The 24,994-nt window shown below is 70.9% G+C and carries 24 protein-coding genes; 10 read left to right on the top strand and 14 right to left on the bottom strand.

Annotated elements, in window-relative coordinates:
* Positions 1-5: 5 nt before the first annotated feature.
* Positions 6-1,214 (top strand): metabolite traffic protein EboE, encoded by a 1,209-nt coding sequence (gene eboE, locus ACQEVI_RS06435; RefSeq protein ID WP_432895835.1) that lies wholly within the window; start codon positions 6-8, stop codon positions 1,212-1,214.
* Positions 1,211-2,611: an alkaline phosphatase family protein gene (locus ACQEVI_RS06440; RefSeq protein WP_432895837.1), complete on the top strand. Its 1,401-nt coding sequence runs from the start codon at positions 1,211-1,213 to the stop codon at positions 2,609-2,611. Before eboE ends, ACQEVI_RS06440 begins: the two co-directional genes overlap by 4 nt.
* Here the strand turns inward: ACQEVI_RS06440 and ACQEVI_RS06445 are convergent.
* From ACQEVI_RS06445 to ACQEVI_RS06460, 4 genes are all read right to left on the bottom strand, one after another.
* Positions 2,608-2,910 (bottom strand): hypothetical protein, encoded by a 303-nt coding sequence (locus ACQEVI_RS06445; RefSeq protein WP_432895839.1) that lies wholly within the window; start codon positions 2,908-2,910, stop codon positions 2,608-2,610. The two genes, ACQEVI_RS06440 and ACQEVI_RS06445, sit on opposite strands and share 4 nt — an antisense overlap.
* 47 nt (positions 2,911-2,957) lie before the next feature.
* Positions 2,958-4,055 (bottom strand): C2 family cysteine protease, encoded by a 1,098-nt coding sequence (locus tag ACQEVI_RS06450; RefSeq protein WP_432895841.1) that lies wholly within the window; start codon positions 4,053-4,055, stop codon positions 2,958-2,960.
* A gap of 124 nt (positions 4,056-4,179) precedes the next feature.
* A complete protein-coding gene (locus ACQEVI_RS06455) occupies positions 4,180-4,704 on the bottom strand; it encodes a hypothetical protein (RefSeq protein WP_432895843.1) in 525 nt (174 codons plus the stop codon).
* Positions 4,704-5,822, bottom strand: coding sequence for a hypothetical protein (locus ACQEVI_RS06460; protein ID WP_432895845.1), 1,119 nt, complete (start codon positions 5,820-5,822; stop codon positions 4,704-4,706). Before ACQEVI_RS06460 ends, ACQEVI_RS06455 begins: the two co-directional genes overlap by 1 nt.
* 208 nt (positions 5,823-6,030) lie before the next feature.
* Between ACQEVI_RS06460 and ACQEVI_RS06465 the strand changes: the two genes are divergently transcribed.
* The 4 genes from ACQEVI_RS06465 to ACQEVI_RS06480 all read left to right on the top strand — a co-directional run bounded on the left by ACQEVI_RS06465 (position 6,031) and on the right by ACQEVI_RS06480 (position 10,796).
* Entirely contained in the window at positions 6,031-6,618 is a 588-nt protein-coding gene (locus tag ACQEVI_RS06465) for a DUF6069 family protein (RefSeq protein WP_432895847.1), read from the top strand.
* A gap of 151 nt (positions 6,619-6,769) precedes the next feature.
* On the top strand, positions 6,770-7,351 hold the full coding sequence (locus ACQEVI_RS06470; RefSeq protein ID WP_432895849.1) for a PadR family transcriptional regulator: 582 nt from the start codon (positions 6,770-6,772) through the stop codon (positions 7,349-7,351).
* On the top strand, positions 7,348-8,085 hold the full coding sequence (locus tag ACQEVI_RS06475; protein WP_432895851.1) for an ABC transporter ATP-binding protein: 738 nt from the start codon (positions 7,348-7,350) through the stop codon (positions 8,083-8,085). Before ACQEVI_RS06470 ends, ACQEVI_RS06475 begins: the two co-directional genes overlap by 4 nt.
* The gene (locus ACQEVI_RS06480; RefSeq protein WP_432895853.1) at positions 8,082-10,796 is read left to right on the top strand and encodes an FtsX-like permease family protein; all 2,715 of its coding nucleotides are present in this window, start codon (positions 8,082-8,084) and stop codon (positions 10,794-10,796) included. The genes ACQEVI_RS06475 and ACQEVI_RS06480 overlap by 4 nt, the downstream gene beginning before the upstream one ends.
* Positions 10,797-10,867: 71 nt before the next feature.
* Here ACQEVI_RS06480 and ACQEVI_RS06485 read toward each other — a convergent pair whose 3' ends face one another.
* The 3 genes from ACQEVI_RS06485 to ACQEVI_RS06495 form a co-directional block, all read right to left on the bottom strand.
* On the bottom strand, positions 10,868-12,658 hold the full coding sequence (locus tag ACQEVI_RS06485) for a cellulase family glycosylhydrolase (protein ID WP_432895855.1): 1,791 nt from the start codon (positions 12,656-12,658) through the stop codon (positions 10,868-10,870).
* 96 nt (positions 12,659-12,754) lie between these two features.
* On the bottom strand, positions 12,755-13,411 hold the full coding sequence (locus tag ACQEVI_RS06490) for a response regulator (protein WP_432895857.1): 657 nt from the start codon (positions 13,409-13,411) through the stop codon (positions 12,755-12,757).
* Positions 13,408-14,772, bottom strand: a complete 1,365-nt coding sequence (locus ACQEVI_RS06495) for a sensor histidine kinase (protein WP_432895860.1) — start codon at positions 14,770-14,772, stop codon at positions 13,408-13,410. Before ACQEVI_RS06495 ends, ACQEVI_RS06490 begins: the two co-directional genes overlap by 4 nt.
* A gap of 109 nt (positions 14,773-14,881) precedes the next feature.
* Here ACQEVI_RS06495 and ACQEVI_RS06500 point away from each other — a divergent pair, with 109 nt between their 5' ends.
* Positions 14,882-15,715, top strand: coding sequence for a GAP family protein (locus ACQEVI_RS06500; RefSeq protein WP_432895862.1), 834 nt, complete (start codon positions 14,882-14,884; stop codon positions 15,713-15,715).
* 25 nt (positions 15,716-15,740) lie between these two features.
* Here ACQEVI_RS06500 and ACQEVI_RS06505 read toward each other — a convergent pair whose 3' ends face one another.
* From ACQEVI_RS06505 to ACQEVI_RS06525, 5 genes are all read right to left on the bottom strand, one after another.
* Positions 15,741-16,871 (bottom strand): branched-chain amino acid aminotransferase, encoded by a 1,131-nt coding sequence (locus ACQEVI_RS06505; RefSeq protein WP_432895863.1) that lies wholly within the window; start codon positions 16,869-16,871, stop codon positions 15,741-15,743.
* Positions 16,872-17,028: 157 nt separating this feature from the next.
* Positions 17,029-18,087 (bottom strand): 3-isopropylmalate dehydrogenase, encoded by a 1,059-nt coding sequence (locus tag ACQEVI_RS06510; RefSeq protein WP_432895865.1) that lies wholly within the window; start codon positions 18,085-18,087, stop codon positions 17,029-17,031.
* Between the two features lie 104 nt (positions 18,088-18,191).
* Positions 18,192-18,737 carry a pyridoxamine 5'-phosphate oxidase family protein gene (locus ACQEVI_RS06515; protein WP_432895867.1) on the bottom strand — a complete coding sequence of 182 codons (546 nt, stop codon included), beginning with the start codon at positions 18,735-18,737 and terminating at the stop codon, positions 18,192-18,194.
* A 42-nt stretch (positions 18,738-18,779) separates the two neighbouring features.
* Positions 18,780-19,178, bottom strand: coding sequence for a VOC family protein (locus ACQEVI_RS06520; protein WP_432895869.1), 399 nt, complete (start codon positions 19,176-19,178; stop codon positions 18,780-18,782).
* A gap of 139 nt (positions 19,179-19,317) precedes the next feature.
* Positions 19,318-19,932: an ASCH domain-containing protein gene (locus tag ACQEVI_RS06525; RefSeq protein WP_432895871.1), complete on the bottom strand. Its 615-nt coding sequence runs from the start codon at positions 19,930-19,932 to the stop codon at positions 19,318-19,320.
* A gap of 200 nt (positions 19,933-20,132) precedes the next feature.
* On the opposite strand from ACQEVI_RS06525, the gene ACQEVI_RS06530 reads away from it, so the two are divergent.
* From ACQEVI_RS06530 to ACQEVI_RS06540, 3 genes are all read left to right on the top strand, one after another.
* Positions 20,133-21,383, top strand: a complete 1,251-nt coding sequence (locus ACQEVI_RS06530) for a quaternary amine ABC transporter ATP-binding protein (protein WP_432895873.1) — start codon at positions 20,133-20,135, stop codon at positions 21,381-21,383.
* Positions 21,376-22,293 (top strand): ABC transporter permease, encoded by a 918-nt coding sequence (locus ACQEVI_RS06535; protein WP_432895875.1) that lies wholly within the window; start codon positions 21,376-21,378, stop codon positions 22,291-22,293. Before ACQEVI_RS06530 ends, ACQEVI_RS06535 begins: the two co-directional genes overlap by 8 nt.
* Before the next feature lie 86 nt (positions 22,294-22,379).
* Positions 22,380-23,294 (top strand): glycine betaine ABC transporter substrate-binding protein, encoded by a 915-nt coding sequence (locus ACQEVI_RS06540; RefSeq protein WP_432895877.1) that lies wholly within the window; start codon positions 22,380-22,382, stop codon positions 23,292-23,294.
* Between the two features lie 91 nt (positions 23,295-23,385).
* Here the strand turns inward: ACQEVI_RS06540 and ilvC are convergent, their stop codons facing one another.
* Entirely contained in the window at positions 23,386-24,414 is a 1,029-nt protein-coding gene (gene ilvC, locus ACQEVI_RS06545) for a ketol-acid reductoisomerase (protein WP_419705775.1), read from the bottom strand.
* Positions 24,415-24,463: 49 nt separating this feature from the next.
* Positions 24,464-24,988 (bottom strand): acetolactate synthase small subunit, encoded by a 525-nt coding sequence (ilvN, locus tag ACQEVI_RS06550; protein WP_116676587.1) that lies wholly within the window; start codon positions 24,986-24,988, stop codon positions 24,464-24,466.
* Positions 24,989-24,994 lie beyond the last annotated feature (6 nt).

Consider the following 24,994-nt stretch of genomic DNA (forward strand, 5'->3'; position numbering starts at 1 on the left):
TCACGATGCTGCTCTCCTACTGCACCAACGTGCACCCGTCCGAGGACCTCGACGGGGTCATCGACCAGCTCGCCCGCTACTCGGGCCCGGTGCGTGCGGCCGCGGGCCTCGACACGCTCGGCGTCGGCCTGTGGCTGCCCGCCGAGCTGGCGCACCGCCTCGACGCGTCCGCCGAGGACCGGGAACGGCTGCGCACGGCGCTCGCCGAGCACCGGCTCCAGGTGCACACCCTCAACGCCTTCCCGTACGGCGGCTTCCACCGCGAGGTCGTCAAGCTCGCCGTCTACTCCCCCACCTGGGCCGAGCGCGCCCGCCTCGACTACGTCCTCGCGTGCGCGCGCGTGCTGGCCGACCTGCTGCCCGACGGCGCCTCCGGGTCGATCTCCACCCTGCCCCTGGCCTGGCGTGCACCCTGGACCCGCGCCGACGACGACGAGGCGACCAAGGCGTTCGCCACGGTGTCCGCCGAACTGCGCGAGCTGGAGCGGCGCACCGGCAGGACCGTGCGGATCGCCGTCGAGCCGGAGCCGGGCTGCGTGCTCGACACGGTGGAGGACGTCGTCGCGTGGCTCGCCGCGCGCACCGGCCCCGAGTGGCCCGAGGATCGCCGCATCGACCCCGAGTACGTCGGCGTCTGCCTGGACACGTGCCACCTGGCGGTGTCGTTCGCCGACCCGGCGGGTGCCGTCCGCCGGATCACGGACGCGGGCCTGCGCGTGGTCAAGGTGCAGGCGTCCGCGGCCCTGGAGGTCGCGGACCTGTCGGCGCCGGGCGCGCGGGACGCCGTCGGACGGTTCGTCGAGAAGCGCTACCTGCACCAGGTGCGCGAGCTCACGGGATCCGGTGACGTGCTGGCCTCCGACGACCTGCCCGTGGCGCTCGGCGACACCGATCGGCGACCCGGTCTGCCGGGCGAGGGCCCGTGGCGCGTGCACTTCCACGTGCCGCTGCACCACGAGCCCGCGCCGCCGCTCACCGCGACGACCCAGGTGCTGCGCGACGCCGTCGCCGCCGTCCGGGCCGCGCCGCACGGCTCCGAGGCGCACCTCGACGTCGAGACGTACACGTGGTCGGTCCTGCCGCCCGACGTGCTGCCCGGCGGCGCCGACGAGCTCGTCACCGGGATCGCCGCCGAGCTGCGCTGGGCCCGGGAGAACCTGCTGGTCCGCGCCGACGTCACCACCACCACCAGCTCGGAAGGAACCTACGCATGAGGCCTGTCCTGCTGCTCGACGTCGTCGGGCTCACCGCTCGCGCGCTGGCCCGGATGCCGCGCCTGCGCCGGCTCGCGGCGGCGGGCTGGCAGTCCGAGCTCGCCACCGTGCTGCCCGCGGTGACGTGCAGCGTGCAGTCGACGATGCTCACCGGGCTGATGCCCGCCGAGCACGGGATCGTCGGCAACGGCTGGTACTTCCGCGAGCTCGGCGACGTGTACCTCTGGCGCCAGCACAACAAGCTGGTCGCGGGCGAGAAGATCTGGGAGGCGGGCCGCGGGCACGACCCGATGTACACGGCCGACAACGTGTGCTGGTGGTACGCGATGGGCATGACCACCGACGTCACGATCACGCCCCGCCCGATCTACCACGCCGACGGGCGCAAGTCGCCCGACGCGTACGTCCGGCCCGTGGCACTGCACGACGACCTGATCGGCCGGTTCGGCGACTTCCCGCTGTTCACCTACTGGGGCCCGACGGCCTCCATCGCCTCGTCGCGGTGGATCGTCGACGTGACCAGGCACCTGCTGCGGACCCGGAGGTCCCAGCTCACCACCGCGTACGTGCCGCACCTCGACTACGACCTGCAGCGGTTCGGACCGGAGTCACCCGAGGCCGACCGGGCGGCGGCCGAGCTCGACGTCGTGCTGACGCCCCTGCTCGACGACGCCGAGGCCGCGGGCGTGACGGTCGTCGTGGTCTCGGAGTACGGCATCGGTCCCGCGAACCAGCCGGTCGACATCAACCGGGTCCTGCGGCGCGAGGGCTTCCTGGAGGTCTACACCCAGGACGGCCGCGAACAGCTCGACCCGTGGACGTCGCGCGCCTTCGCCGTCGCCGACCACCAGGTGGCGCACGTGTACGTCGACGACGCCTCGGACGTGACCCGGGTCGCGGACCTGCTGCGCGGCGTGCCCGGCGTCGACGAGGTCCTCGACCGTGAGGCGCAGGCGAAGTACGGGCTGGACCACGAGCGGGCGGGCGAGCTGGTCGTCGTGGCCGAGCCACGCGCCTGGTTCACGTACTACTACTGGCTCGACGACGACCGCGCGCCCGAGTTCGCGCGCGGCGTCGACATCCACCGCAAGCCCGGCTACGACCCCGCCGAGCTGTTCTTCAACCCCGCCGATCCCCTGGCCAAGGCGAAGGCGGGCCTGAACCTGGTGCGCAAGAAGCTCGGCCTGCGGTACGCCATGAGCACCACGCCGCTCGACGCGTCGTACGTGCGTGGCACGCACGGCCGTCTGCCGGACTCGTCGGCGGACACGCCGCTCGTGCTGTGCTCGGACGCGGACGTCCCGGGGTCGGTGGCCCGCTGGGTCGACGACGACGCCGGCCAGGTCCCGGCGTCCGCCGTCAAGAACCTGGTCCTGGACCTGCAGCACCTCCGCTAGGGCCGGTGGGGGACGTGGCGGACCAGGACGGCGCTCTTCTCCTTCGGGTCACGGCCGCCCTCGACGCCGACGAGCTCGAGCTCGCCCTCGTCGAACAGGCCCACCCGCTGGCCGACCTCGACGTCCGACTGAGCGTGGCGGCCGTCGTCGGCGCGCACGAGCAGGCGCGCCGTCGGCACGCCGTGGCGCGGGCCGGCGACCATCACGCCGATCCTCGCCGTCCCGATCCGCAGCTGAGCGCTCTGCCGCACGCGGAGCACGGAATCCGCGGGCACGGCGGGGCTTCCTCCGTCGGACATGGCCATTCCTTCCGCTCCGAGAGCAGCCGCTCCGGCATCAAGGTCCGTCATTTCGTCCGCTCACCGTAGGTCACCGAGTCAAAGTTCTTGTAGAACTCCTCGGCCGACATCGTGAGCGTGCCGGGCTTCGAGGCGCCGTCCGACCCGGTACCGCCGGTCGGCCCCCACGGGTTGACCAGGGTGATCGTCTTGCCGTCCGCCGAGACGCCCTGCACCGTGTACACGTGGTTGCCCACCACCTTGTTGTCCGGAGGCGGGTCGCCGAACCAGCCACCGCCGTCCGGGGATGCCGCGACGACGGGCTCACCGTTCTTCACGCGCTCGCCGATGGACTCGAGGCTGGGCGGGTCCTCCCACGGCAGGACCGGATCGAGCGACTCGCTCGAGGTGTCCTTGCCGGTGATCATCTCCAGCGCCGTCTCGGCACTGTCGTAGTTCATGTCCTCGTACTCACCGCCCATGTACACCGCTGCCGCCTTCTCGTAGACCGTGATCCACGACGCGTTGCCGTTCGGGTCGCCCGCAGCGTTCTCGTAGGCGGTGTCCTCGACGGTGATGTGTACCGGTTCGCCGTCCCGGTAGAACGTCACCGTGTAGGTGCCGTCCTGGGCGTTGTACTTGATGTGGTCCTGGATCCACTTCGGGTTGCTCTCGGCCACGGCGCCCGCGGACGCGAGGAACCAGCAGTCGGCGAGCCGCCCCTGGTCGATCATGCTCGCGTCGATCGCCGCGTCGTCGAGCGGCACCTGGCCGATGTCCTCGACCTTGCCCATGTCGCCGGCCGCACCCGCCGGCTCCTTCTCCTTGCTCCCCTGCCCCTCGGACGAGCTTCCGTCGGTCCCCTCCGAGATCCCCGAGGGCACCCCGCCCCCGTCGTAGGACTCGCTCGTCTGCTCCTGCGCGTCCGCGTTGGCGACCGCCTTCGCCCCCGCGGCCGCGATCGCCTGCGCCACGGCCAGGAGCGCCACGGCATGGCGCGCCTGCCACTCGTTGACGAACTCCTCGTGGTCCTGTCCGGACCACTGGACCGAGTTCACGGCATCGGTGAGCTGCCCGACCGCGAGCTCGAGGGTCTCGCCGTGCCGCTCCATCGCGGTGCCCAGCGCCCGCAGTGCCTCGACGTCTGCGCCGTACATCTCACTCATGCCAACACCTCCACGTGCAGAGAATAGGGCTTGCGGACTGCGCGGCACCACGAATACCGCGTGGGGTGAAATATGCCGTGCGACCTGCGCCGATATGTGCCGTGCGCGCCGAGGCGCACGGGTGCTAGCTCGAGGATCCGTAGGCCGCCAGCACCACGAACGGCTCGTCCTGCGCCACGTAGACGTCGGTGGCGTACCCGCCGCCCGACACCGCGCTGTCCAGGGCGTCGGAAGAGAGCAGCGTGCCCGCGGGGAGCTTGTCCTGGATACCGCTGACCACGTCGGGCGGCGTGCTGACCGCCTCGGGCGCGTAGGTGGTACGCAGCTCGTCGGCGACGGCCGGGTCGACCTCGATCACCGCGTCGATCCAGTAGGTGGTAGGCCCCGGGGCGTCGCCCAGCGTGCCGCCCATCCACTCGGCGCCGACCGGCGTACCGAGAGTCGAGAACCGCTTGGTCAGCGGCTCCAGGTCCGTCCGCAGCTCGCCGTCCCCGAACTTCTCGCCGATCGCCGACTCCTCAGACATGCCGCCTCCTCGTCCGCCTGTACCGCTCGTACCGTCCGTACCGTTCGACCCGCCGCACGCCGTGGTCAGCAGCAGCACTGCCACCAGCCCCGCGACGAGCGCCCCGCTGCGACGCCTGTTCATCAGCGACCACCTTCCGGTTCCGCGACCTTGACGCTGCCCGGGTCGCCGACCGTCCACGTGACGACTCGCGTCAGCTGACCGTGGCTCTCGAACGGCTTCGCCCACCCCAGCTCCGTGAACCGCCCGTTCTCATCGTCCGGGGCCCCGCTCGCGATGTCCGCGTCGCCGGAGTTGAAGTTGTAGTAGTCCTCGGCGTGCACCGTCACGGTCATGGTCGCCTGGTCTCCGACGACCTCGACGTCGCCGCTGCTCCACTGCTGGTACCCGCCGATGGTCTTCTGCCAGTTCTCCGTCTTCGGGTAGAGGTTGTCGTCCGACGTCGCGTGGGCGTCCCCGGTCACGGAGAACTCCCCGCTCGCCCCGGACGCGATGAGCTGGTCGACACCCTGCTGCGTCCGGGCGATCTCGTTGTCCACGAGCTGTCGCACCGACTCGTCGTCGCTGTACGCCTCCTCGTAGTCGAACTCCTTGGGCAGCCCGGTGTTGTCCCGGTAGTGGCTGTAGAAGTCGGCCGCGTCCTGCAGGCCCGGATGCAGGTGGGCCGCCTTCTCCTTGAGCCCCCAGGTGTTCCAGTCGACGTAGTCGCCGAAACCCGGATCCGCGGAGCCGTACTCGAAGTCGTCGTCCCACGTGATGTCGGGCTTGGTGGGCGGACCGATCACCACGCCGGGCCCGCCTGCCTCTCCGGGTGCGTACCCGGGCGCGAACGGCCCCATCGGCGGGGCCTGCTCGGGCGCCGGGGCCTCGCCCTCGCCGCCGTCCCGCCCGGGGAGGGTCTGATGGGCCGCGACCGGCACCATCGACGGCGCCGGCCCGGCCGTGGAACCCACGACGCCGGCGCTCCCACCGAGGTCGGCGCTCGTCTGCTCCTGCGCGTCGGCGTTCGCCCGGAGCTTCTCGGCCATGTCGGACAGGGCCACCATCGCCGCCACGGCGGCCGGGCGGTGGAGCTCGTGCCACAGGGAGCTGAACTCCTCGGAAGCCGGCCCGAACCACGGCACGCCGTCGACCTCTCGGGTCACGGCCTCGAACGCGTTGGTCAGCCGGTCGGCCTCACCGTCCAAGGACGTGGCCATCGACCGCAGCTGCTCGACATCAGCACCGACGAACCCACTCACAACCGCCTCCAGCATCCGACGAACGACTGGACAGACCATAGCGATCGCGGCACGCGAGCACCATGGGCACCACTACCCACCGCGGTGCCCGCCGGGTTCGTCGCCGTCGCCGTCGCCGTCCAGGATTGCGGCCTTCCTGCTGCGCCCGTGCGTGCGGCTCGGTTCCATGGTGGAGTGGGACATAGGGCTCACAACCGGGAGGTACACCATGAGTGACCCGAACCGCCCCTACGGGCAGGAGTATGGGGAGCAGCCGCCGGCGGTCCAACCGCCGCCCGCACAGGCCCCTGGAATGCCCACCCAGGCGGTGGGACAGACGCCCGACGAGGCACAACAGGTACAGCCGGTCACGTCCGGCACCGAGGACCCGCGTCTCGGCCTCGAGGTCGGCCGGTTCTGGGCAGGCGCGCTGGCGACGATGGTCGTAGCGGCCCTGATCGGGCTGGCCGCCGACTTCATCCTGGAGGAGGTCCTCAACCTCGAGGTCCAGGCGCAGGCCGACCTGTTCGCCACCGGGTCCGACATGCTGGCCTGGGTGGTGGCGGGTGCGCTGTTCGCCCTGGTGGCGGCGATAGTGCTCTACCTGCTCGTCATGAGCACACCGCGGCCCAGGTCGTTCTTCGGCTGGGTCGTCGCCCTGGCCACGGTGATCCTCGCCATGGTGCCCTTCGCGGGCCAGTTCGAGATAGTCCCGGCGATCCTCGCCGCGATCGTCTGGATAGTCATCGGCTGCGCGGTCTGGTCCTTGCTGACGGGAACGCTGAGCCGCACGGTGGTCCGCCGCACGACCGCCTGACCGCCTCACCCGTAGATACCTCAGACCCGCAGGCCGCCGCGAGCGACCTGCGGGTCTGACGTGTCTACGGGGCATTTCGTTGACACCCACGATAGTTACCGGGTAAGCATGCCTCCAACAGGTACTTACTCGATAACTATTGGAGGACACCGTGTCCGTCCGACAGGGCTTCCTCGCCCTGCTCAGCGAACAGCCGATGCACGGCTACCAGCTCCGTCAGGAGTTCGAACGCCGCACCGGTAGCTCCTGGCCGCTCAACATCGGCCAGGCGTACACCACCCTCAACCGGCTGTTCCGCGACGGCCTCGTCGAGGCGGGCGACGGCGAGGCGACCGACGTCGACCCGTCGGCAGCCACCACGACCGGACGGACCGCCGAGCGGTATCACCTCACCGAGACCGGCCGGAGAGCGGCAGTCAGCTGGTGGGAGACGCCCGTCCCCCGCGGCAAGGCCGAGCGCGACGAGCTCGCGATCAAGATCGCCCTGGCCGTCACCGTGCCCGGAGTCGACGTGGCCGCCGTCGTGCGGCACCAGCGGGCAGAAACCATGCGCGCGCTGCGCGCACTGACCCAGGCCAAGCGCCAGGTCGACCCCGCGACCGATCGGGCCCGCTCCCTGGTGCTGGACGCGCAGGTCTTCGCCATCGAGGCGGAGGCCCGTTGGCTGGACCACGTCGAGGCGACGGTAGCCGACGGACCCCAGACCGAACGATCAAAGAGGAGCACACGATGAGCGTCGTGCTGGAGCTGGCAGACGTATCCCGCATCCATGGACAAGGACCGACGCAGGTCCGTGCCCTTGACTGCGTCGACCTTGCGGTCCGCGAGGGCGAGCTCGTCGCCGTGATGGGCCCGTCGGGATCGGGCAAGTCGACCCTGCTGAACGTGGCAGGCGGCCTGGACTCGGTGACGTCGGGCACCGTGCTCGTCGGTGGGCGCGACGTCACCGCGATGGACGCACGGCGTCGCGCGGAGGTGAGACGGCGCGACGTCGGCTACGTGTTCCAGGACCTCAACCTGATCCCGGCGCTGACCGCGCTGGAGAACGTGGCGCTCCCGCTGGAGCTCGACGGCGTGGGCGTCAGCACGGCACGGGAGCAGGCCGCCGATGCGCTGGATGCCGTCGGGCTGGCGTCGGCGCGCCAACGATTCCCGGAGGACCTGTCCGGTGGGCAGCAGCAGCGGGTCGCGATCGCCCGCGCCCTGGTGGGACCACGTCGGCTGGTCCTTGCGGACGAACCCACCGGCGCGCTCGACTCGGTCACCGGCGAGGCAGTGATGCGTCTGCTCCGCGACCGGGTCGACGCCGGTGCAGCGGGGCTCCTGGTCACCCACGACGCGCGGTACGCGGCGTGGGCGGACCGCATGATCCACCTACGCGACGGCGAGATCATCGGCACGGATGCCGGCGGTCACCCCGCCGGCCCGATGGGCGAGCCTGCCGACCTGATGGAGGCCGACACATGAGCGGGACGCGCGGCACCCTCATCGCCCGCTGGCGGCTCGGGCTGCGGCTCGCCAGACGGGACGCGCGGCGGCACGTCGGCCGGACCGCACTGGTCGCCGTGATGGTGGCGTTGCCGGTGCTGGCAGGGACCACGGCGCTCACCGCGCTGGAGTCGAGCAAGGAGAGCCCGGAGCGCGTCCGCGTCGAGTCGCTCGGACCCGACCTGCAGGCCTCGCTCATCTACCGGGGCGGGCACGTGCGCCAGACGTTCGACGCGACGAACGCCACCTGGGGCGGAGGTGCGGAGTCCGGGGAGCCGCCGACTCGGGCCGAGCACGAGGCGGAGCTCGCCGACGTGCTGCCACCCGGTGACCGGCTCGTGCCGGTCGAGGCGGTCGAGGTGGTGCTGCACGGGCCGGAGCTGCACCTCACCAGCAGGATGGCGCGGACCGACCTGCGCGACGCGGACGTCGCGGCGGCCTTCAAGGTCCGCGACGGCGCCGCGCCCGGACCCGACGAGATCGCCCTCGCACGTGGCGTCGCCGAGCAGATAGGCGTCGAGATCGGCGACGTCGTCGAGGTCGAGGCCCGGGGCGGCGGGACCGAGACCCGCAAGATCTCTGGGCTGCTCGGCAGGCACCTCCCCAAGGAGGCGGGGGCGGTGGTGCACACCGATCCCGACGACGTGTCGCCGTCTCTCTTGGCCGTTCCCGGTCGGGGTGAGGTCGGGTGGTTCGTCTCCGGTCCCACCCCGGTGACGTGGGACGACGCGCTACGGCTCAACGAGCACGGCGTCGCCGTCATCAGCCAGGAGGTGCTGACGGACCTCCCACCACGGGAGGCTCAGACGCTCTCCAACTACGGCGGGGGGCTGCTCGCGGACGAGCTCGCGCTCGGTGGCGCGATCACGATTATCGCCCTGCTCGAGGGGATTCTCGTCGTCGGCCCGGCCTTCGCCGTCAGCGCCCGGAGGCAGGAGCGTTCGCTCGCGATCGCCGCCGCGCAGGGCGCCTCGCCGAGAGCCCTCCGCGCACTGGCCATGGCTCCCGCCGTCGTGATCGGCCTCGGTGCGTCGGTGCTGGCGGCCCTCGCCGGCATCGCCGTGGCCGCGATTCCTGTCGCGTACTACGAGCTGCCCGCCGTGGTCGTGCCGTGGCCCAGGGTCGGCGGCATGGTGCTCGTCGGGCTGGTCGTTGCAGTTGCCGCGGCGTGGATGCCGGCCCGGGCCGCAGCCCGGCTCGACGTCGTCGCCACGCTGACCGGGCGCCGCGGGAACCGCCGCGCCAGGGGATGGGCCACCGCGTTCGGCGTCCTCCTCGCGGGCGCCGGGCTGGCCGGCACCTTCGCGGCCACGGCCGCGAACGGCGACGCCAACGTGCTCGCATGGTGCATCGTCGTGGCCGAGATCGGGCTCGTCATGACGACCGGCGGCATCGTGGCCGGGCTCGCCAGGATCTCCGGACGGCTCCCGCTGCCCACCCGCTTCGCTCTGCGGGATGCCGCCAGGCACCGTTCACGGACGTCGCCCGCCATCGCCGCGGTGCTCGTCGCCGTCGCCGGCGCCACCGCGGGGCTCATCTACCTGACGTCCGACTCCCAGTTCCGGGAGCGTGTCTACACGCCGATCTCGGCTCCAGGCGCCACTGTCGTCTACTCCACCGACACGACGCTGCCTCTCAACGGGCTGCGTCCGGAGATAGAGGCCACGATCCGGGGCGTCCTCCCGGGGGTCACCACGATCACCCCGGTCCCCGTCCTCGCGGAGGCGACGGACGGCACCAGCGCGATGGTCATGACCGTCGACCTGTCCGGTGCCGGGCGCAGCAGTGGCCTCGGAACGCCGGTGGTCGACGACGGTGACCTGGTTCCGGTGCTCGGCCTGACCGGGAAGACGGCAGATGCCGCAGTCACGGCCCTCCGCGCGGGCCGAGCGGTCGTCCCGCACGGCACGGTCTCTTCTGACGGCACGGTCGAGCTGCAGATCCAGACCTACCCCGCCTCCGAGGATGCGCTGACGGGCGAGACGTTGAGGTTCCAAACCGTCCGGGTCCCCGCCACGGAGGTCGGCGACGGCGTGGAAGCGGTCCCGAACCTTCCGATCATCCCGCCCGCGCTGCTCGACGAGCTGGGTAGCGAGGAACGAGTCGAGCGCTTTGTCGTCGAGACCGATACGGTCCCGACGACGGCTCAGACGGAGACCCTCGCGGACCGGCTCGGTGACCTCGAGATGCGTTCGGGGCTCGACCCCAGCGAGACCGAACCGGCCTCGGCCGGGAGCAGCACAGGGTTCGTGACCGCCCGCACCGAGCGAGGTCCCGAACCGACTGGCGAGGCTTTCGGAGCCCTGCTCATCGCGTTGATCGCGGCAGCCGTGGCACTGGGGGTCACCTGGCTCGCGGCCGGGCTGGCCGCTGCGGAGTCCCGGCCGGACCTGGCGACGCTCGAAGCCGTCGGCGCCACGCCCCGGACACGGCGGACGGTCGTCGCCGCACAGGCGGGAGCGATCTCCGTGGTAGGAACCGTCCTGGGGCTCGGCACCGGCGGAGTCCTCGGCGCTGCCCTCGTCCGCCTCATGCGTTCCTGGGAGATGGCATCGAACGCCGGTGCGTGGACCGTCGAGGTCCCCTGGCTGTGGCTCGTGGGCCTGGCAGTGACGCTGCCGGTGCTTGCGGTCAGCGCGGCCTGGCTGGTGACCCGGCCGCGGCTGCTGCTGACCCGGCGGTTGGCGTAGGAGCTCTCCGCGCCCGTGTGCCGGGGCAGTGGCCTTCCACTACCCCGGCACACGAGCACGAGAAGAAACCGCTACGGCGCCCCCACCACTGTCGATCCGTTCTTCGTCAGGGTGTAGGTCACCGTGTCGCCGCTCCAGAAGTGGAAGGTCAGGTTGACCGTCCCGTCGTTGACCTCGGCGAAGAACTCCGGCGTGAGGGAGATGGTCCCGGCGTCGTAGTTCGGCGAGAACGTGTAGGCGAACTCCTTGTACGACGTCCAGTTCTGCGGTCCAGCGTTGGTCCCGTCGGCGTACGTCGCCTCCATCGTCGCGAGCTGGTCACCCGTGAACGACGTCGGGATCGCAAACGACTCGGTAGTCCCCGACGTGCCCTGGAGCACCGGCGTCTCCTGGTTGAGGATCCGCACCGTCCACGGCACGCCGCTCGAGTACCGGACCACCAGCTCGTCGGCCGGACCCGGCGTGCGGTCCCCCGCGAGCTGTTCCAGCAGCGCCGCGGACAGCGTGAGCTGATCGCCCGTGAGCGTGTAGTCGGTCCCCTCCGTCAGCTCCGCGCCGTCGTGCAGGAGTGCGTCGAAGGTGGTCCCGTTCGGGTTGAGCGTCAGGCTCTGCGCGGTGACGTCGCCCGAGGCGGGCACGAACACCAGGTCCGACGACGCCGTCCCGGACCGCTCCGTCCAGCTCGACGAGATCTGGTCGAACAGCGCCTGGTCCCGCCAGCCGTACGCCGTGCGGTCGAAGTGCTGGCCGTTGTCCCACAGCATGGTCGTGAAGCCGCGCTGCCGGGCCGCGTGACCGAAGAACTCGAAGAACTTCAGCTTCTCGCCCTGCTGGACGGTCCCGGTGTGCCGGTCGAACCCGAGCAGCCCGTACTCCCCGACGACCACGGGCACACCGCGGGCGGTGAACGCGGCGTGCACCAGGTCGAACTGGTCGGTCAGGTTCTGCTGCACCTCGGCGTTGAAGCGGGTGTACCCGGCGATGTTCACGCTGAACGGCCAGAACCCGTAGTTGTGCACGGTGGCGATGAGGTTCGGGTCGTCCAGTGCGGCGATCTCCGCGGCCAGCGCGTCGAGCAGGGCCGGGTCGGACCCCGTGTGCAGCGTCGGCAGCACCAGTGGCCGGACGGCGTTCCGGCCACCGGAGTCGCGCACGATCTCGTGGAACACGCTGTTGAGCTCGGCCAGCAGCTCGAGCTCGGCGGTCTGGCCCGAGCTGTTCGCGAACTGTGGTTCGTTGATGCTCTCGAACTGCAGGCGGGTGCTGGCGTTGCGGAACCGGTCGGCGACCTGGGTCCAGGTGTCGCTGTAGCGGTCGAGCACGGCGTCGTGGTTCGTGGGCATCGTGTTCACCCACTGCCAGGAGTCGTGATGGATGTTGATCATCACGTGGAAGCCGTCGTCGAGCGCCCAGTCCACCACCTCCTCGACGCGGTCGAGGTACGCCGGGTCGATCGTGTGGTCCGGAGCGCCGCCCTGATGCTGGCTCCAGGTGACGGGGATGCGGATGCTCTTGAAGCCCTGGGCACGGATCTCGTCCAGGAACTCCTCGGTGACGCGCGGGTTGCCCCACGACGTCTCGTCGCTGCCGGTCGAGTCGAAGGTGTTGCCCAGGTTCCAGCCCGGCTGCATGTCGGCGGCGATGTCGGCGATGGTGCACTTGGGCTTGTGCTTGTGCTTGGAGACGGGCTTGCACTTCTGCTTGTGCTTGTACTTGTGCTTGTCCGCGGCATGCGTCTGGCCGGCTGCGCTGCCGGGCTCGGGGGCGGTGGTCGTCGCGGCTCCAGCCGCCGGGGCGACCGAAGCGAAGGTCAGTGCGAGGCCGGCGACTATGCCGGCCAGGGTGCGCGCAGTTCTCTGCATAACGAGGCCTTTCTCGTATGTACCCCTGTGGGAACGCTCCCATGCTGTGGGCGCCCCAGAGTGAAGTCAATAGTTGGACGCAAGCGCTTCGATGATTTATGCGAGACCCGCGTCACGAGCTGCGATCGCCGCCTGGACCCGGGACGTGACGCCGAGCTTGGCGAGCACCCGCGACACATGGGTCTTCGCGGTGGCCTCGCTGATCACCAGCTCGGCGGCGAGCTCCGCGTTCGACAGGCCGCTCCCGAGACCGGCCAGCACGTCGCGTTCCCGCGGCGTCAGGTCCGCGGGCAGGGACCGGACGCGACCGCCGCGGCCGCCCGCGCCGCTCCCGTCCGGTTCCGCCAGCTTCGCGATGAGCCGGCGGGTCACCTCCGGTGCCACGACGCCGTCACCAGCCGCGACGTGCCGTACCGCGTCGACCAGCGCCGTCGCCTCCGCGGTCTTCAGGAGGAAGCCCGCTGCCCCGGCCCGCAGCGCGCCGAACACGTACTCGTCCAGGTCGAACGTCGTGAGCACGAGGACCTCGGCCAGGCCCTCCTCGACGATCTGGCGGGTCGCGGTCACGCCGTCGATCCCCGGCATCCGGACGTCCATGAGGACGACGTCGGGCCGCAGCGCCCGCGTGTTCGTCACGGCGACCGCACCGTCACCGGCCTCGCCGATCACCTCAATGTCGCCGGCGGTCGCGAGCAGCATGCGCAGGCCCGCGCGGATGGCCGCATGGTCGTCGGCGAGCAGGACGCGGATCATGCGTGGAGCCCTGGGATCGCCCGGTCGGACGGCGCAGGCTCGGCCGCCGGTCCGGCCGCAGCGTTGTTCGCGGCTCCGTCCGGCAGCGGCAGGACCGCTCGGACCCGCCAGCCTACGCCGTCGGGCCCGCCACCGGACGAGCCCTCCCCCGGCCCGGCGGCGAACGATCCGCCCAGCGACTCGACCCGTTCCCGCATCGACACCAGTCCCAGACCGGTCCCCTCGCTGACGTCGGCCGGGTCGCGGGTGGCGCCGCCGGGACGGACGCCGTCGTCACGCACCTCGAGCTCCAGCGTGTCAGCCGCGGCGACCCGCACCTCCACGCGGGCACCCCCGTGCTTGAGCACGTTCGTCAGCGACTCCCGCACGACGCGGTACACCGCGTGGTCCGCCGCCGCCGGCAGGATCGTGTCGCCGCTCAGCACACCGCCGGGATCGGCCACCGTGAGGCCCACTCCCGCGAGCCGCACCTGCTCCAGCACGGGCGGCAGCTGCGCGACGCGCGGCGCCGCCAGCAGGTCGGAACCGCCGCCCGTCGCCCCGGTGGAACCCGCGGACAGCACCCGGATCATGGCCTGCATGTCCTGCAGCGAGGCGAGGCTCTCGGCGCGGATGCTGCGCAGCGCCGCCCGGTCCCGTTCGGGCTCCGGCGCCCCCGCGAGCGCCGCGCCCGACGTGATCGTGATCGCGGAGAGGTGCGAGGCGACGACGTCGTGCAGGTCGCGGGCGACCGAGGTGCGCTCGGCGCGGACGGCGTCGTGCCGTGCGGCCTCCGAGAGGCTGAGGAGCGCGGTGCCGCGCTCCCGCTCGAGCCGCGCCAGCTCGTGCGCGGCCGCGGTGAGCTCCCGGCCCTGCCGGATGTTCGCGCCCCACCACATGGGCATGACCAGGAGGGTGACCGCCTGGAGCCCGGCGAGGATCGCGAACCTGGCCTCGCCGGTCGCCTCGCCGACCACGATCATCGAGGCGAGCGAGATGACGCCGACGCCGATCGCCGTGACCCGGCGCGCCGCCGGTCGGCCGTGGATGTGCACCGCGTACAGCGCCTCCCACAGCACCACGAGCAGGCCGACGCTGCCGCCGAGCGCCAGGTCCGCGCCGAACGCGACGGTGACGACACCGAGCGCCCCGAGCGGATGGAACCGACGCCACAGCAGCGCGGCGCAGCCGACGACGGTGGGGACGACGAACCACCACGACGACACCCCGGCCGGCCCGCTCCACGAGGTGCGGACCAGGCCGAGCGCGTCGAGCGCGAGCGCGATCGCCAGGAGCCCGACCGCCGTGATGGCGTCCCCGCGCCGGTCCTCGGCCATGACCACTCTGGTGATCGGCGCGAGCAGGTCGGCGGTGCGGGACATGCCACCATCTCAGCACGCGGCGGAGCGGCGTGTGTCATCCGAAGGATGTATCGCCTTCTCGGCGCTTCGGCCGATGCGCCCGCACAGTGGCTGCACCAGGCTGTGCCGCATGGACTTCTTCTCCGCCGAGCTCACGGGCGCCGCGCTGATCGGTGCCCTGGCCGTGCTCGCGCTCATCGACTCGACGAGCTTCGGGACCCTGCTCATCCCCGTCTGGCTCCTCATGTCGCCCGGGCGGGTGCGCGTGGGACGGATGCTCCTCTACCTCGGGTCGATCGCCGGGTTCTACGCACTGGTCGGGCTGGCGATCCTGCTCGGCGCCGGGGCCCTGAGCGACACGCTGAGCACCCTGTCCGACACCCGCCCGTTCCTCATCGCGCAGCTCGTGCTCGGCGTCGCACTCTTCGCGTGGAGCTTCAAGCTCGACCCGGTCGGCGGCAAGAAGCCGGCAGAGCCGGTGGCGCCGGTGGCGCCGGTGGTGGGCAGCACGGCAGACGGCGCTGCGACAGCCGGCGCGACGGACGGGCAGGTGGCCGCGCCGCCGGTCACAGAGCCGGGCCGGGCCGGGCGGCTGAGCCGCTGGCGCGAACGGGTGCTCAGCAGCGAGTCCGGCAGCGGACGGGCGCTCGCGGCCCTCGCGATCGGGGCCGGGCTCGTCGAGGTCGCGACGATGCTCCCCTACCTCGCGGCACTCGGCCTGATCGGGACGCAGGGGCCGGGCTGGCCGGTGTCGGGCCTGTGGATCCTGGGGTACTGCGTGGTCATGATCGCGCCGGCCCTCGTGCTGACGGCGGCGCGCGTGTTCGCGTCACGGCTCGTGGAGCGGCCGCTCGGACGGCTGGACGGCTGGCTGACGAAGAACGCGGCGAGCACCACCGCGTGGGTGGTGGGGATCGTGGGCTTCCTCGTTGCCCGCGACGCGATAGGCCGCCTCTGGAGCTGAGCCCCAGAGGCGGCCGGCGGGCGGATCAGGCCAGGCGACGCATCCAGCCGTGCCGGTCCTCGGCGCGGCCGTACTGGATGTCGGTGAGCTCCTGGCGGATCGCCATCGTCAGCTCGCCGGGCTCACCGCCGTTGATCTCGTGGTCGAACGAGCTCCCCGCGAGGCGCCCCACCGGCGTCACGACGGCGGCGGTGCCGCACGCGAAGAACTCCTTGACCTTCCCGGACCCGAGCCCGGCCACGACCTCCGCGAGCGGGATGCGCCGTTCCACCACCTGGTACCCGCGGTCGCGCGCCAGCTGCAGGACCGAGGCCCTGGTGATCCCCTCGAGGATCGAGCCGAGCTCGGGCGTGTGGACCGTCCCGTCGTCCATCACGAGGAACACGTTCATGCCGCCGAGCTCTTCGAGGTACGTGCTGCTCCCGGCGTCGAGGAAGCACACCTGGTCGAAGCCCTGCTTCTGTGCCTCGCGCTGCGGCAGCAGGCTCGCCGCGTAGTTGCCGCCGAACTTCGCGTCACCCGTGCCTCCGGGCGGCCCCGCCCGGTGGTACTGCTCGGACACGTAGATCGACACGGGCTTGACGCCGCCCGCGAAGTACGGGCCGACGGGCGACGCGATCACCAGGTACTCGGCCTCGAGCGAGGGCCGCACACCGAGGAACGCCTCCGACGCGAACATGAAGGGCCGCAGGTAGAGCGACGAGTCCTCGCCGCCGGGCACCCAGTCGATGTCCGTGCGGACCAGGGCCGCCAGGGAGCCGATGAAGTCGTCCACGCTGAGCGCGGGCAGCGCCAGCCGGTGCGCCGAGCGTGCGAACCGCGCGGCGTTCTGGTCCGGGCGGAACGTCCAGACCGAGCCGTCGGCGTGCTTGTAGGCCTTGAGACCCTCGAAGATCTCCTGCGCGTAGTGCAGCACCGCCGTCGCCGGGTCGAGCTGCAGCGGACCGTACTTCTCGATCCGCCGGTCCTTCCAGCCGTCGGCGCTGGTCCAGGAGACCCGCGCCATGTGGTCCGTGAACACTGTCCCGAACTTCGGCGCGCTGAGCGCCGCGGCGCGCTCGGCGTCCGGCGTCGGCACGTCGGTGGGCCGCACGTCGAAGAGTGCCACCAGGTCTTCGAGCCGCGTCGGGAGGATGGGATCCGTCGTTGTTGTCATGTCGATGCCTTTCACCGGAATGCTGTTGTCAGTCTTCCACGCCCGGCAAGGCAGGAGGAGCATTCCGAGCCGGGCGCCTGCCCGGACGGCCTTCGACGTACGAAAGCGGCGCCCGGTTCGGTCTGCGTGACCCGGGCGCCGCCGTCGTGCAGCGTGCTTACCCGGTCACGCGGGCCGCGATGTCGCGGCCTACCTGGTCGGTCGTGCGTACGGCGTCGCCGCGGGCCGCGAGGTCGGCCGCGACGGCGTCGTGCACCCGCGCGGACTCCGCGGCGAAGCCGAGGTGGTCCAGCAAGAGGGACACCGAGAGGATCGTCGCCGTGGGGTCGGCCTTGCCCTGGCCCGCGATGTCCGGGGCCGAGCCGTGCACCGGCTCGAACATGGACGGCGCGGTGCGGTCGGGGTTGATGTTGGCCGACGCCGCGAGCCCGATGCCGCCGCTGATCGCAGCGGCCTGGTCGGTGAGGATGTCGCCGAAGAGGTTGTCCGTGACGATCACGTCGAACCGGCTCGGGTTGGTCGTCAGGTAGATGGTGGCGGCGTCGACGTGCGCGTAGTCGGTGGTGACGTCGGGGAACTCCGCGTTCACGGCCTCGACCGTGCGGCGCCACAGGTGGCCGGCGTGCACCAGCACGTTGTGCTTGTGCACCAGCGTGAGGTGCTTGCGCGGGCGGGCGTTCGCCCGGGCGAACGCGTCCCGGACCACGCGCTCGACGCCGAACGCCGTGTTGACGCTGACCTCGGTGGCGATCTCGTGCGGGGTGCCGACGCGCAGCGCGCCGCCGTTGCCGACGTACGGGCCCTCGGTGCCCTCGCGGACCACCACGAAGTCGATCTCGCCCGGGTCGGCCAGCGGGCTGGTGACGCCCTGGTAGAGCTTGGTCGGGCGCAGGTTCACGTAGTGGTCGAGCGCGAAGCGCAGCTTGAGCAGCAGCCCGCGCTCGAGCACGCCGCTCGGGACCGACGGGTCGCCGATGGCGCCCAGCAGGATCGCGTCGTGGCTCTTGATCTTCTCGAGGTCCTCGTCGGTGAGGGTCTCGCCGGTCGTGTGCCAGCGGCGCGCGCCGAGGTCGAACTCGGTGGTGGAGAGCTTGGTGCCCGACGGCGCGAGCGCCGCCTCGAGCACCGCGAGGCCCTGTTCCACGACCTCTGTACCGATGCCGTCGCCTGCGACCACTGCGAGGTCGATGCCCTCTGTCCTACCCACCTGTGCCATGTCCGAAGCCTACGCGCGCCAGCGGGCGAATGAGACGCTGGTCTCACGGAATGGACGAACGGATGCCCCGGTCGGACACCCGCCGAGCAGGTTCTGCAGGCGCATCACTCGAACGTCCAGGACGTCGCGCCACCCGGGTCACGCACCAACAGGGCGTTGGCCTTCGTGGGGGTCACGCGGTAGACGTGCCACGGAGCCGGCCCCGCCGACGGGGCGCTGTACGGAGCGGTGAGCGCGGTCCCGGACTCGTCCACCTCCGCCGGCCAACCGCCCGCGGCCGCCACCTCGGCGATGTGCGCGACGGTGGCGCCGTCGGTCACCAGCTCGGCCACCCCCTCGACGACGACGTCGTAGTCGTCCGCCGCCACGGCGATGGTGCACCGCGGCTCGCGCTCCATGTTCCGCCCCTTGCGGGCGCCGCGGCCGGACACGACGTAGAACCGGCCGTCGTCCCAGAACGCCCCGACGCCGGTCGTGTGCGGACTGCCGTCGGCATTGACCGTCGTGAGCCAGTGCGAGTGGCGGTCCGGACCTCGGCCACCGGGTGCCTGGTCCCCGATGTCCGCGAGCGCCGCGGCGACGGGCGCCCACTGGAGCGGTGACAGCTCGTAGAGGTCGCCGAGGTTCTTGGCCTTGAGGTGTGTGCTCATGCTCTACCGACGACCGCGCGCAGCAGAACTCATCGACCGCCGCTACTGGTCTCGCGCCGAGAGCACGCAGAACTCGTTGCCGTCCGGGTCCGTCAGCACGGTCCAGGTGGCGTCGGCCGGCTGCCCGACGTCGGTCACCGTCGCGCCCAGCTCGACCAGCCGGGCGATCTCCGCGTCCCGGTCGTCGCTCGTGTGCGGCGCGAAGTCCCAGTGCAGCCGGTTCTTGCCTACCTTCTCGTGCTCCACGGGCACGAACACCATGCCCGGCGGCACCTGGTGGAAGTCCAGCCTCTCGGAGAACTCGAGCGCCCACGGCGGCACCAGCACGGACTCCTCGTCCGTCTCGAAGATGACCTGCCAGCCAAGGGCCTCGCCCCACCAGTGAGCCAGCTTCTTGTGGTCGGTCGACTCGACGACGGTCGAGTACCAGCGCAGCGTCATTGCCATCACCTCGCGTGAGAACGGCGGCCCGTCGGTCCGGGCCGGTGCTCACACGGTAGGACGAGTCACTGACACTGCCCCCGAGCCGCTGGTATCAGAGCCGCGGGTATCAGAGCCGCGGGTATCAGAGCCGCGGGTATCAGAGCCGCGGGTAGAGCAGCTCGAACCGCTCGCACACGACCGGCATGTCCAGCGAGAACTCCCGGCCCTCCGGGAGGTTCCGGCGGAAGTAGGCCTCGTGCCCCTTGCGCCACGACTCCAGCGTCCGGTCGCCCTCGCCCTCCGCCGCAGCGAAGTCCTCGTCGACCTCCTCGAACGTGGTGGTCTCGACGCTCGTCGTGCGGATGAGGGCACGCGGGTGGTTCTCGCCGTCCAGCAGGATCGACAGCTCACCGGCGACGGGCATCGGCGCGCCTTCGTCGTCGTAGTCCCACAGGGCCGACGACGTCGCCGTCTTCTCCCCCGCGAGCACCGCGTCGAGCAGCTGCTCGGCGAGCTCGGGCTCGTCGCCGAACGACCAGGCCTGCGGCGGCACGGTCTCGCCGACGGTCTGGCCCACCACGATGCTCGCCTTGGCCAGGCCCGCGTACTGACGCGTGGCGGCCCAGAAGTCGAGGACCTCCCCGGCGAGCGCGGAGTCCTCCGCGGAAACCGCCTCGGGGTCGAAGGTCGCGGGGTCGAACGCCTCGACCCCCGGCTCGGCGTCGGTCGGCTCGTTGTCGTCCGCTGCCTGGGGGTTCACGTCGTGAGTCACGGGGACATCTTGCCCTAACCGCTGCCTCCGGGACGAGGGCGCCGCTGGCATGACAAGAACTGAACGATCCGGTAACGAACACTTACTCAGTTTGCATGTGCGAGTCCGGCCATGATCTGGTAAACGGCGGCCCACGTCCCCAGCGACATGTTAACGATTGTTTCCCAGCCCACAATTTCCTGCCAAGAAGAGGGGGCTCCGTGCCAGCTATCGAGGCACACAACCTGTACAAGGTGTTCGGCCGCAAAGGACGCGAGGGCGTCAGACGCCTCGAGGCCGGTGCCGACACCGACGAGCTGAAGAGTGCGGGCCTGACGCCCGCGGTCATCGACGCGTCGTTCACCGTGGAAGAGGGCGAGATCTTCGTCGTCATGGGCCTCTCGGGGTCCGGCAAGTCGACGCTGATCCGCATGATCAACGGGCTCCACCCCCCGACAGCCGGCCACGTGGAGCTCTACGGCGAGAACATCACCGCCGCCACCGGCAAGCACCTGCGGCGCCTGCGCCGCGAGCGGATCAGCATGGTGTTCCAGCACTTCGCGCTGTTCCCGCACCGCTCGGTCATCGACAACGCCGCCTACGGGCTCGAGACCCAGGGCGTCGCCAAGGAAGAGCGGCGCAGACGCGCCCACGAGGCGCTGGAGCTGTGCGGCCTCACCGGGTGGGACGACCACCTCCCCAGCGAGCTGTCCGGCGGCATGCAGCAGCGTGTCGGGCTGGCCCGGGCACTCGCCGCCGACACCGACATCCTGCTGATGGACGAGGCGTTCAGCGCCCTCGACCCGCTGATCCGACGCGACATGCAGGACCAGCTCATCGAGCTGCAGCAGAAGCTCGGCAAGACGATCCTGTTCATCACCCACGACCTCAACGAGGCGATGCGCATCGGCGACCGGATCGCCATGATGCGCAACGGGCGGATAGTCCAGATCGGGACGGCCGAGGAGATCCTCACCGACCCGGCCAACGACTACGTCGCCCAGTTCGTCGCCGACGTCGACCGCACCCGCGTCCTCACCGCGGCGTCCGTCATGGAACCGCCGGCCGCGGTCCTGGGGTCCGAGCAGGGGCCGCGCGCCGCACACAAGCTGATGCGCGAGCATCAGCTGGCGGCGATGTTCGTCACCGGGCGCGACCGCACCCTGAAGGGGTACGTCACCGAGGACGAGGTAGGCAGGCACCTCGACCACAAGGACATCACGAGCCTCATGAAGCCCGTGCCGGACGTCGCCCGCGTCACCCCCGACACGTCGCTCGCCGACCTCTTCGGCCCGGCCGCCGAGACCCCCGCCATCGCGGTGGTCGACGACGCCGGCCGGCTCAGCGGAGTCGTCCCGCGCATCACGCTGCTGTCGGCGCTCGCCGCATACGCGGAGGCGGAGACCGTGCCGGAGACCGAAACCGTGGCGGAACCCGCGGCCGACCGGACGAAGGAGGCCGTCCATGGTTGAGCGCACCGCTCCCCTGACGATCGTGCCGCCGCTGCCGATCGGAGACGTGCTCGAGGCGGGGTTCGAGTGGTTCAAGGACACCTTCGACGCGTTCTTCGACGTCGTCGGTGACATCGTCACCGGCGCCATCGACGGGATCGCCGGACTGCTCCTGGTCCCGGACCCACTACTCACCGCGGTCGTGTTCGCGCTGCTCGCGTGGCTCCTGCGCAACTGGAAGCTCGCCGCGGGATCGCTGGTGGGCATGGTCGTGATCATCGGCGTGGACATGTGGGAGCCCGCCATGGAGACCCTGGCCCTCGTGGTCGTGGCCACCTTGGTCGCCCTGCTGGTCGGGATCCCGCTGGGCATCCTGGCGGCGCGCTCAGCGGTCGTCAGCCGCATCCTCAAGCCCGTCATGGACTTCATGCAGACCATGCCCGGCATGGTCTGGCTGCTACCGGTGCTCATGCTGTTCAGCATCGGGGTGGCCGGGGCTCTGTTCGCCACGGTGATCTTCGCGCTCCCTCCAGCGGTCCGGCTCACCGAGCTGGGCATCCGGCAGGTCGACGGTGAGGTGGTCGAGGCCGGGCAGGCGTTCGGCGCCAACCCGCGACAGATCCTCAAGGACATCCAGCTGCCCCTGGCACTGCCGACCGTGATGGCCGGCGTCAACCAGGTGATCATGCTCGCGCTGTCGATGGCCGTCATCGCCGGCCTGGTCGGTGGTGGCGGCCTGGGCAACGAGGTCGTCGGTGCCATCTCGACGCTCAACCTTGCGCTCGGGTTCGACGCCGGCATCTCCGTGGTGATCCTGGCGATCTTCCTGGACCGGCTCACGGCGTCGATCGGCTCCCGCCGGCCGGGCCACGGCAGGCTCCGCGAGCTGCGTGGCCGGTTCACCCGCACCCAGGCCGGCAGCCCGGCCTGACCAGATCCTCTCCCCGAACCAAGAATCTCCCTACCCAACTCATCACATACATGACGATGCATATATACGAAACGGAAGGCTTGAAGATGATCGGCACGACCAGCAAGCGGATCGGAGCCGCTACGGCGGCTCTCACCCTGACCCTCGGCCTCACAGCCTGCGGCTCTGGCGAACAGAGCGGCGACGGCGGGGACGGCGGGGACGGCGGCGACCAGACCATCACGATGGGCATCATCCCCTCGTGGACTGACGGCCTGAGCACCGCCTACCTGTGGAAGAACATCCTCGAGGCGGACGGCTACACGGTGGAGATCGAGGAGATCAACGATGCCGCGCCGCTGTACACAGGGCTCGCCGAGGGCGACATCGACGTGTACCCGTCCGCATGGCCCGAGGTCACGCACAAGTCCTACATGGACAAGTACGGCGACGACATCGAGGACCTCGGCGCCTACTACGACGACGCCAAGCTGACCATGGCGGTCCCGGAGGACTCGGACCTGACCTCGATCGAGGACCTCGTCGGCAAGTCTGCCGACTACGACGGCAAGATCGTCGGCATCGAGGCGGGCGCGGGCCTCACGAAGGCCGTCCAGGAGCAGGTCATCCCGCAGTACGGCCTGGAGGAGGACGGCTGGGAGCTCCAGACGTCCTCGACGCCGGCCATGCTGAACGCTCTGGAGGAGGCGGTCGACGCCGAGGAGGACATCGTCGTCACGCTGTGGCGTCCCTTCTGGGCGAACAACTCGTTCCCGGTCCGCGACCTCGAGGACCCGAAGGGCGCCCTCGGCGAGGCTGAGGGCCTCCACGAGCTCGCGACGACCGGGTTCAGCGAGGAGTTCCCCGAGGTCGCCGAGATGATGGCGAACGCGAAGCTGGACGACGAGCAGTACGGCACCCTGGAAGACCAGGTCGTCAACCAGAACCCGGACGACCCGGCAGCCGGCGTCGAGGCCTGGCTCGCGGAGAACCCGGACTGGGTCGACTCCCTGAAGTCCTGACGGACTACCGACCACCCCGGCCTCCGCCGAGCAGAGCAGCGCCCCCGGACTCCGCGAGGAGTCCGGGGGCGCTGTGCCGTCAGCGGCGGGATCAGCGGGCCGCGGAACCCTCGACGTAGTCGGAGTCGGACGGCTTGATCCACGAGAACATCTTGCGCAGCTCGCGGCCCGTCGCCTCGATCGGGTGCTGCTCGCCCTTGGCGCGCAGCTCCTTGAACTCGGGGGCGCCGGCGTCCTGGTCGGCGATGAACCGCTCCGCGAAGGCGCCGTTCTGGATGTCGGCCAGCACGGCCTTCATGTTCTCCTTGACGCTCGGGTCGATGACCCGCGGGCCGGAGACGTAGTCGCCGTACTCGGCCGTGTCGGAGACGGACCAGCGCTGCTTGGCGATGCCGCCCTCGACCATGAGGTCGACGATCAGCTTGAGCTCGTGCAGCACCTCGAAGTACGCGACCTCCGGCTGGTAGCCGGCCTCGGTCAGCGTCTCGAACCCGTACTGCACCAGCTGCGAGGCGCCGCCGCAGAGCACGGCCTGCTCACCGAACAGGTCGGTCTCGGTCTCCTCGGTGAACGTCGTCTTGATACCGCCGGCGCGCAGGCCGCCGATGCCCTTGGCGTACGAGAGCGCGAGCTCCCAGGCGGAGCCGGAGGCGTCCTGCTCCACCGCCACGATCACGGGCACGCCGCGACCGTCGGCGAACTCGCGGCGCACGATGTGGCCCGGGCCCTTGGGGGCGACCATGAGCACGTCGTGGTCGGCCTCGGGCTTGATGTAGCCGTAACGGATGTTGAAGCCGTGCCCGAAGACGAGCGCCGCGCCCTCCTTCAGGTTCGGCGCGATGTCCTCGGCGTACACGTGCCGCTGCACCTGGTCGGGCGCGAGGATGACGACGACGTCGGCATCCCGGACGGCGTCCGGCACCGTCGCGACAGCAAGGCCCTCGTTCTCGGCCTTCTCGCGGGACGCGGAGCCCTCGCGCAGGCCGACGGTCACCTGCGCACCGGAGTCGCGCAGGTTCAGGGCGTGCGCGTGGCCCTGGCTGCCGTAGCCGATCACGGCAACCTTCTTCTGCTGGATGATCGACAGGTCGGCGTCATCGTCGTAGAACAGCTCAGCCACGGTTCTTGCTCCTCAATGTGATTTCTGGGATGGAAAGTAAGTCGGTAGGTCAGGCAGACCGGACGGCGCGCTCGAACGCGCGGTCGGTGATGGAGCGGGCGCCCCGGCCGATGGCCAGGGTCCCGGACTTGACGATCTCACGGACGCCGTACGGTTCCAGCGCCGCGAGGAGGGAGTCGAGCTTCGCGGCGGGTCCCGTGGCCTCGATGACCACGGACTCCGGCACGACGTCGACGACGCGCGCCCGGAACATCTCGACGACCTCGAGCACCCCGGTACGGGTGGCGGCGTCGGCCCGCACCTTGACGAGCAGCAGCTCGCGGTGCACCGACGACTCGGGTTCGAGCTCGACGATCTTGATCACGTGGATCAGCTTGTTGAGCTGCTTCGTGACCTGTTCCAGGGGGTGCTCCTCGACGTCGACCACCACGGTGATGCGCGAGATCTCCTCGTGCTCCGTGGGGCCCACCGCCAGGGAGTGGATGTTGAACGCGCGCCGGGCGAACAGCCCGGCGACGCGCGTGAGCACGCCGGGCTTGTTCTCCACGAGCACGGACAGGGTGTGCCTCGACATGGGATT

It is taken from the genome of Promicromonospora sp. CA-289599, from assembly GCF_050936155.1.
Classification (GTDB): domain Bacteria; phylum Actinomycetota; class Actinomycetes; order Actinomycetales; family Cellulomonadaceae; genus Promicromonospora.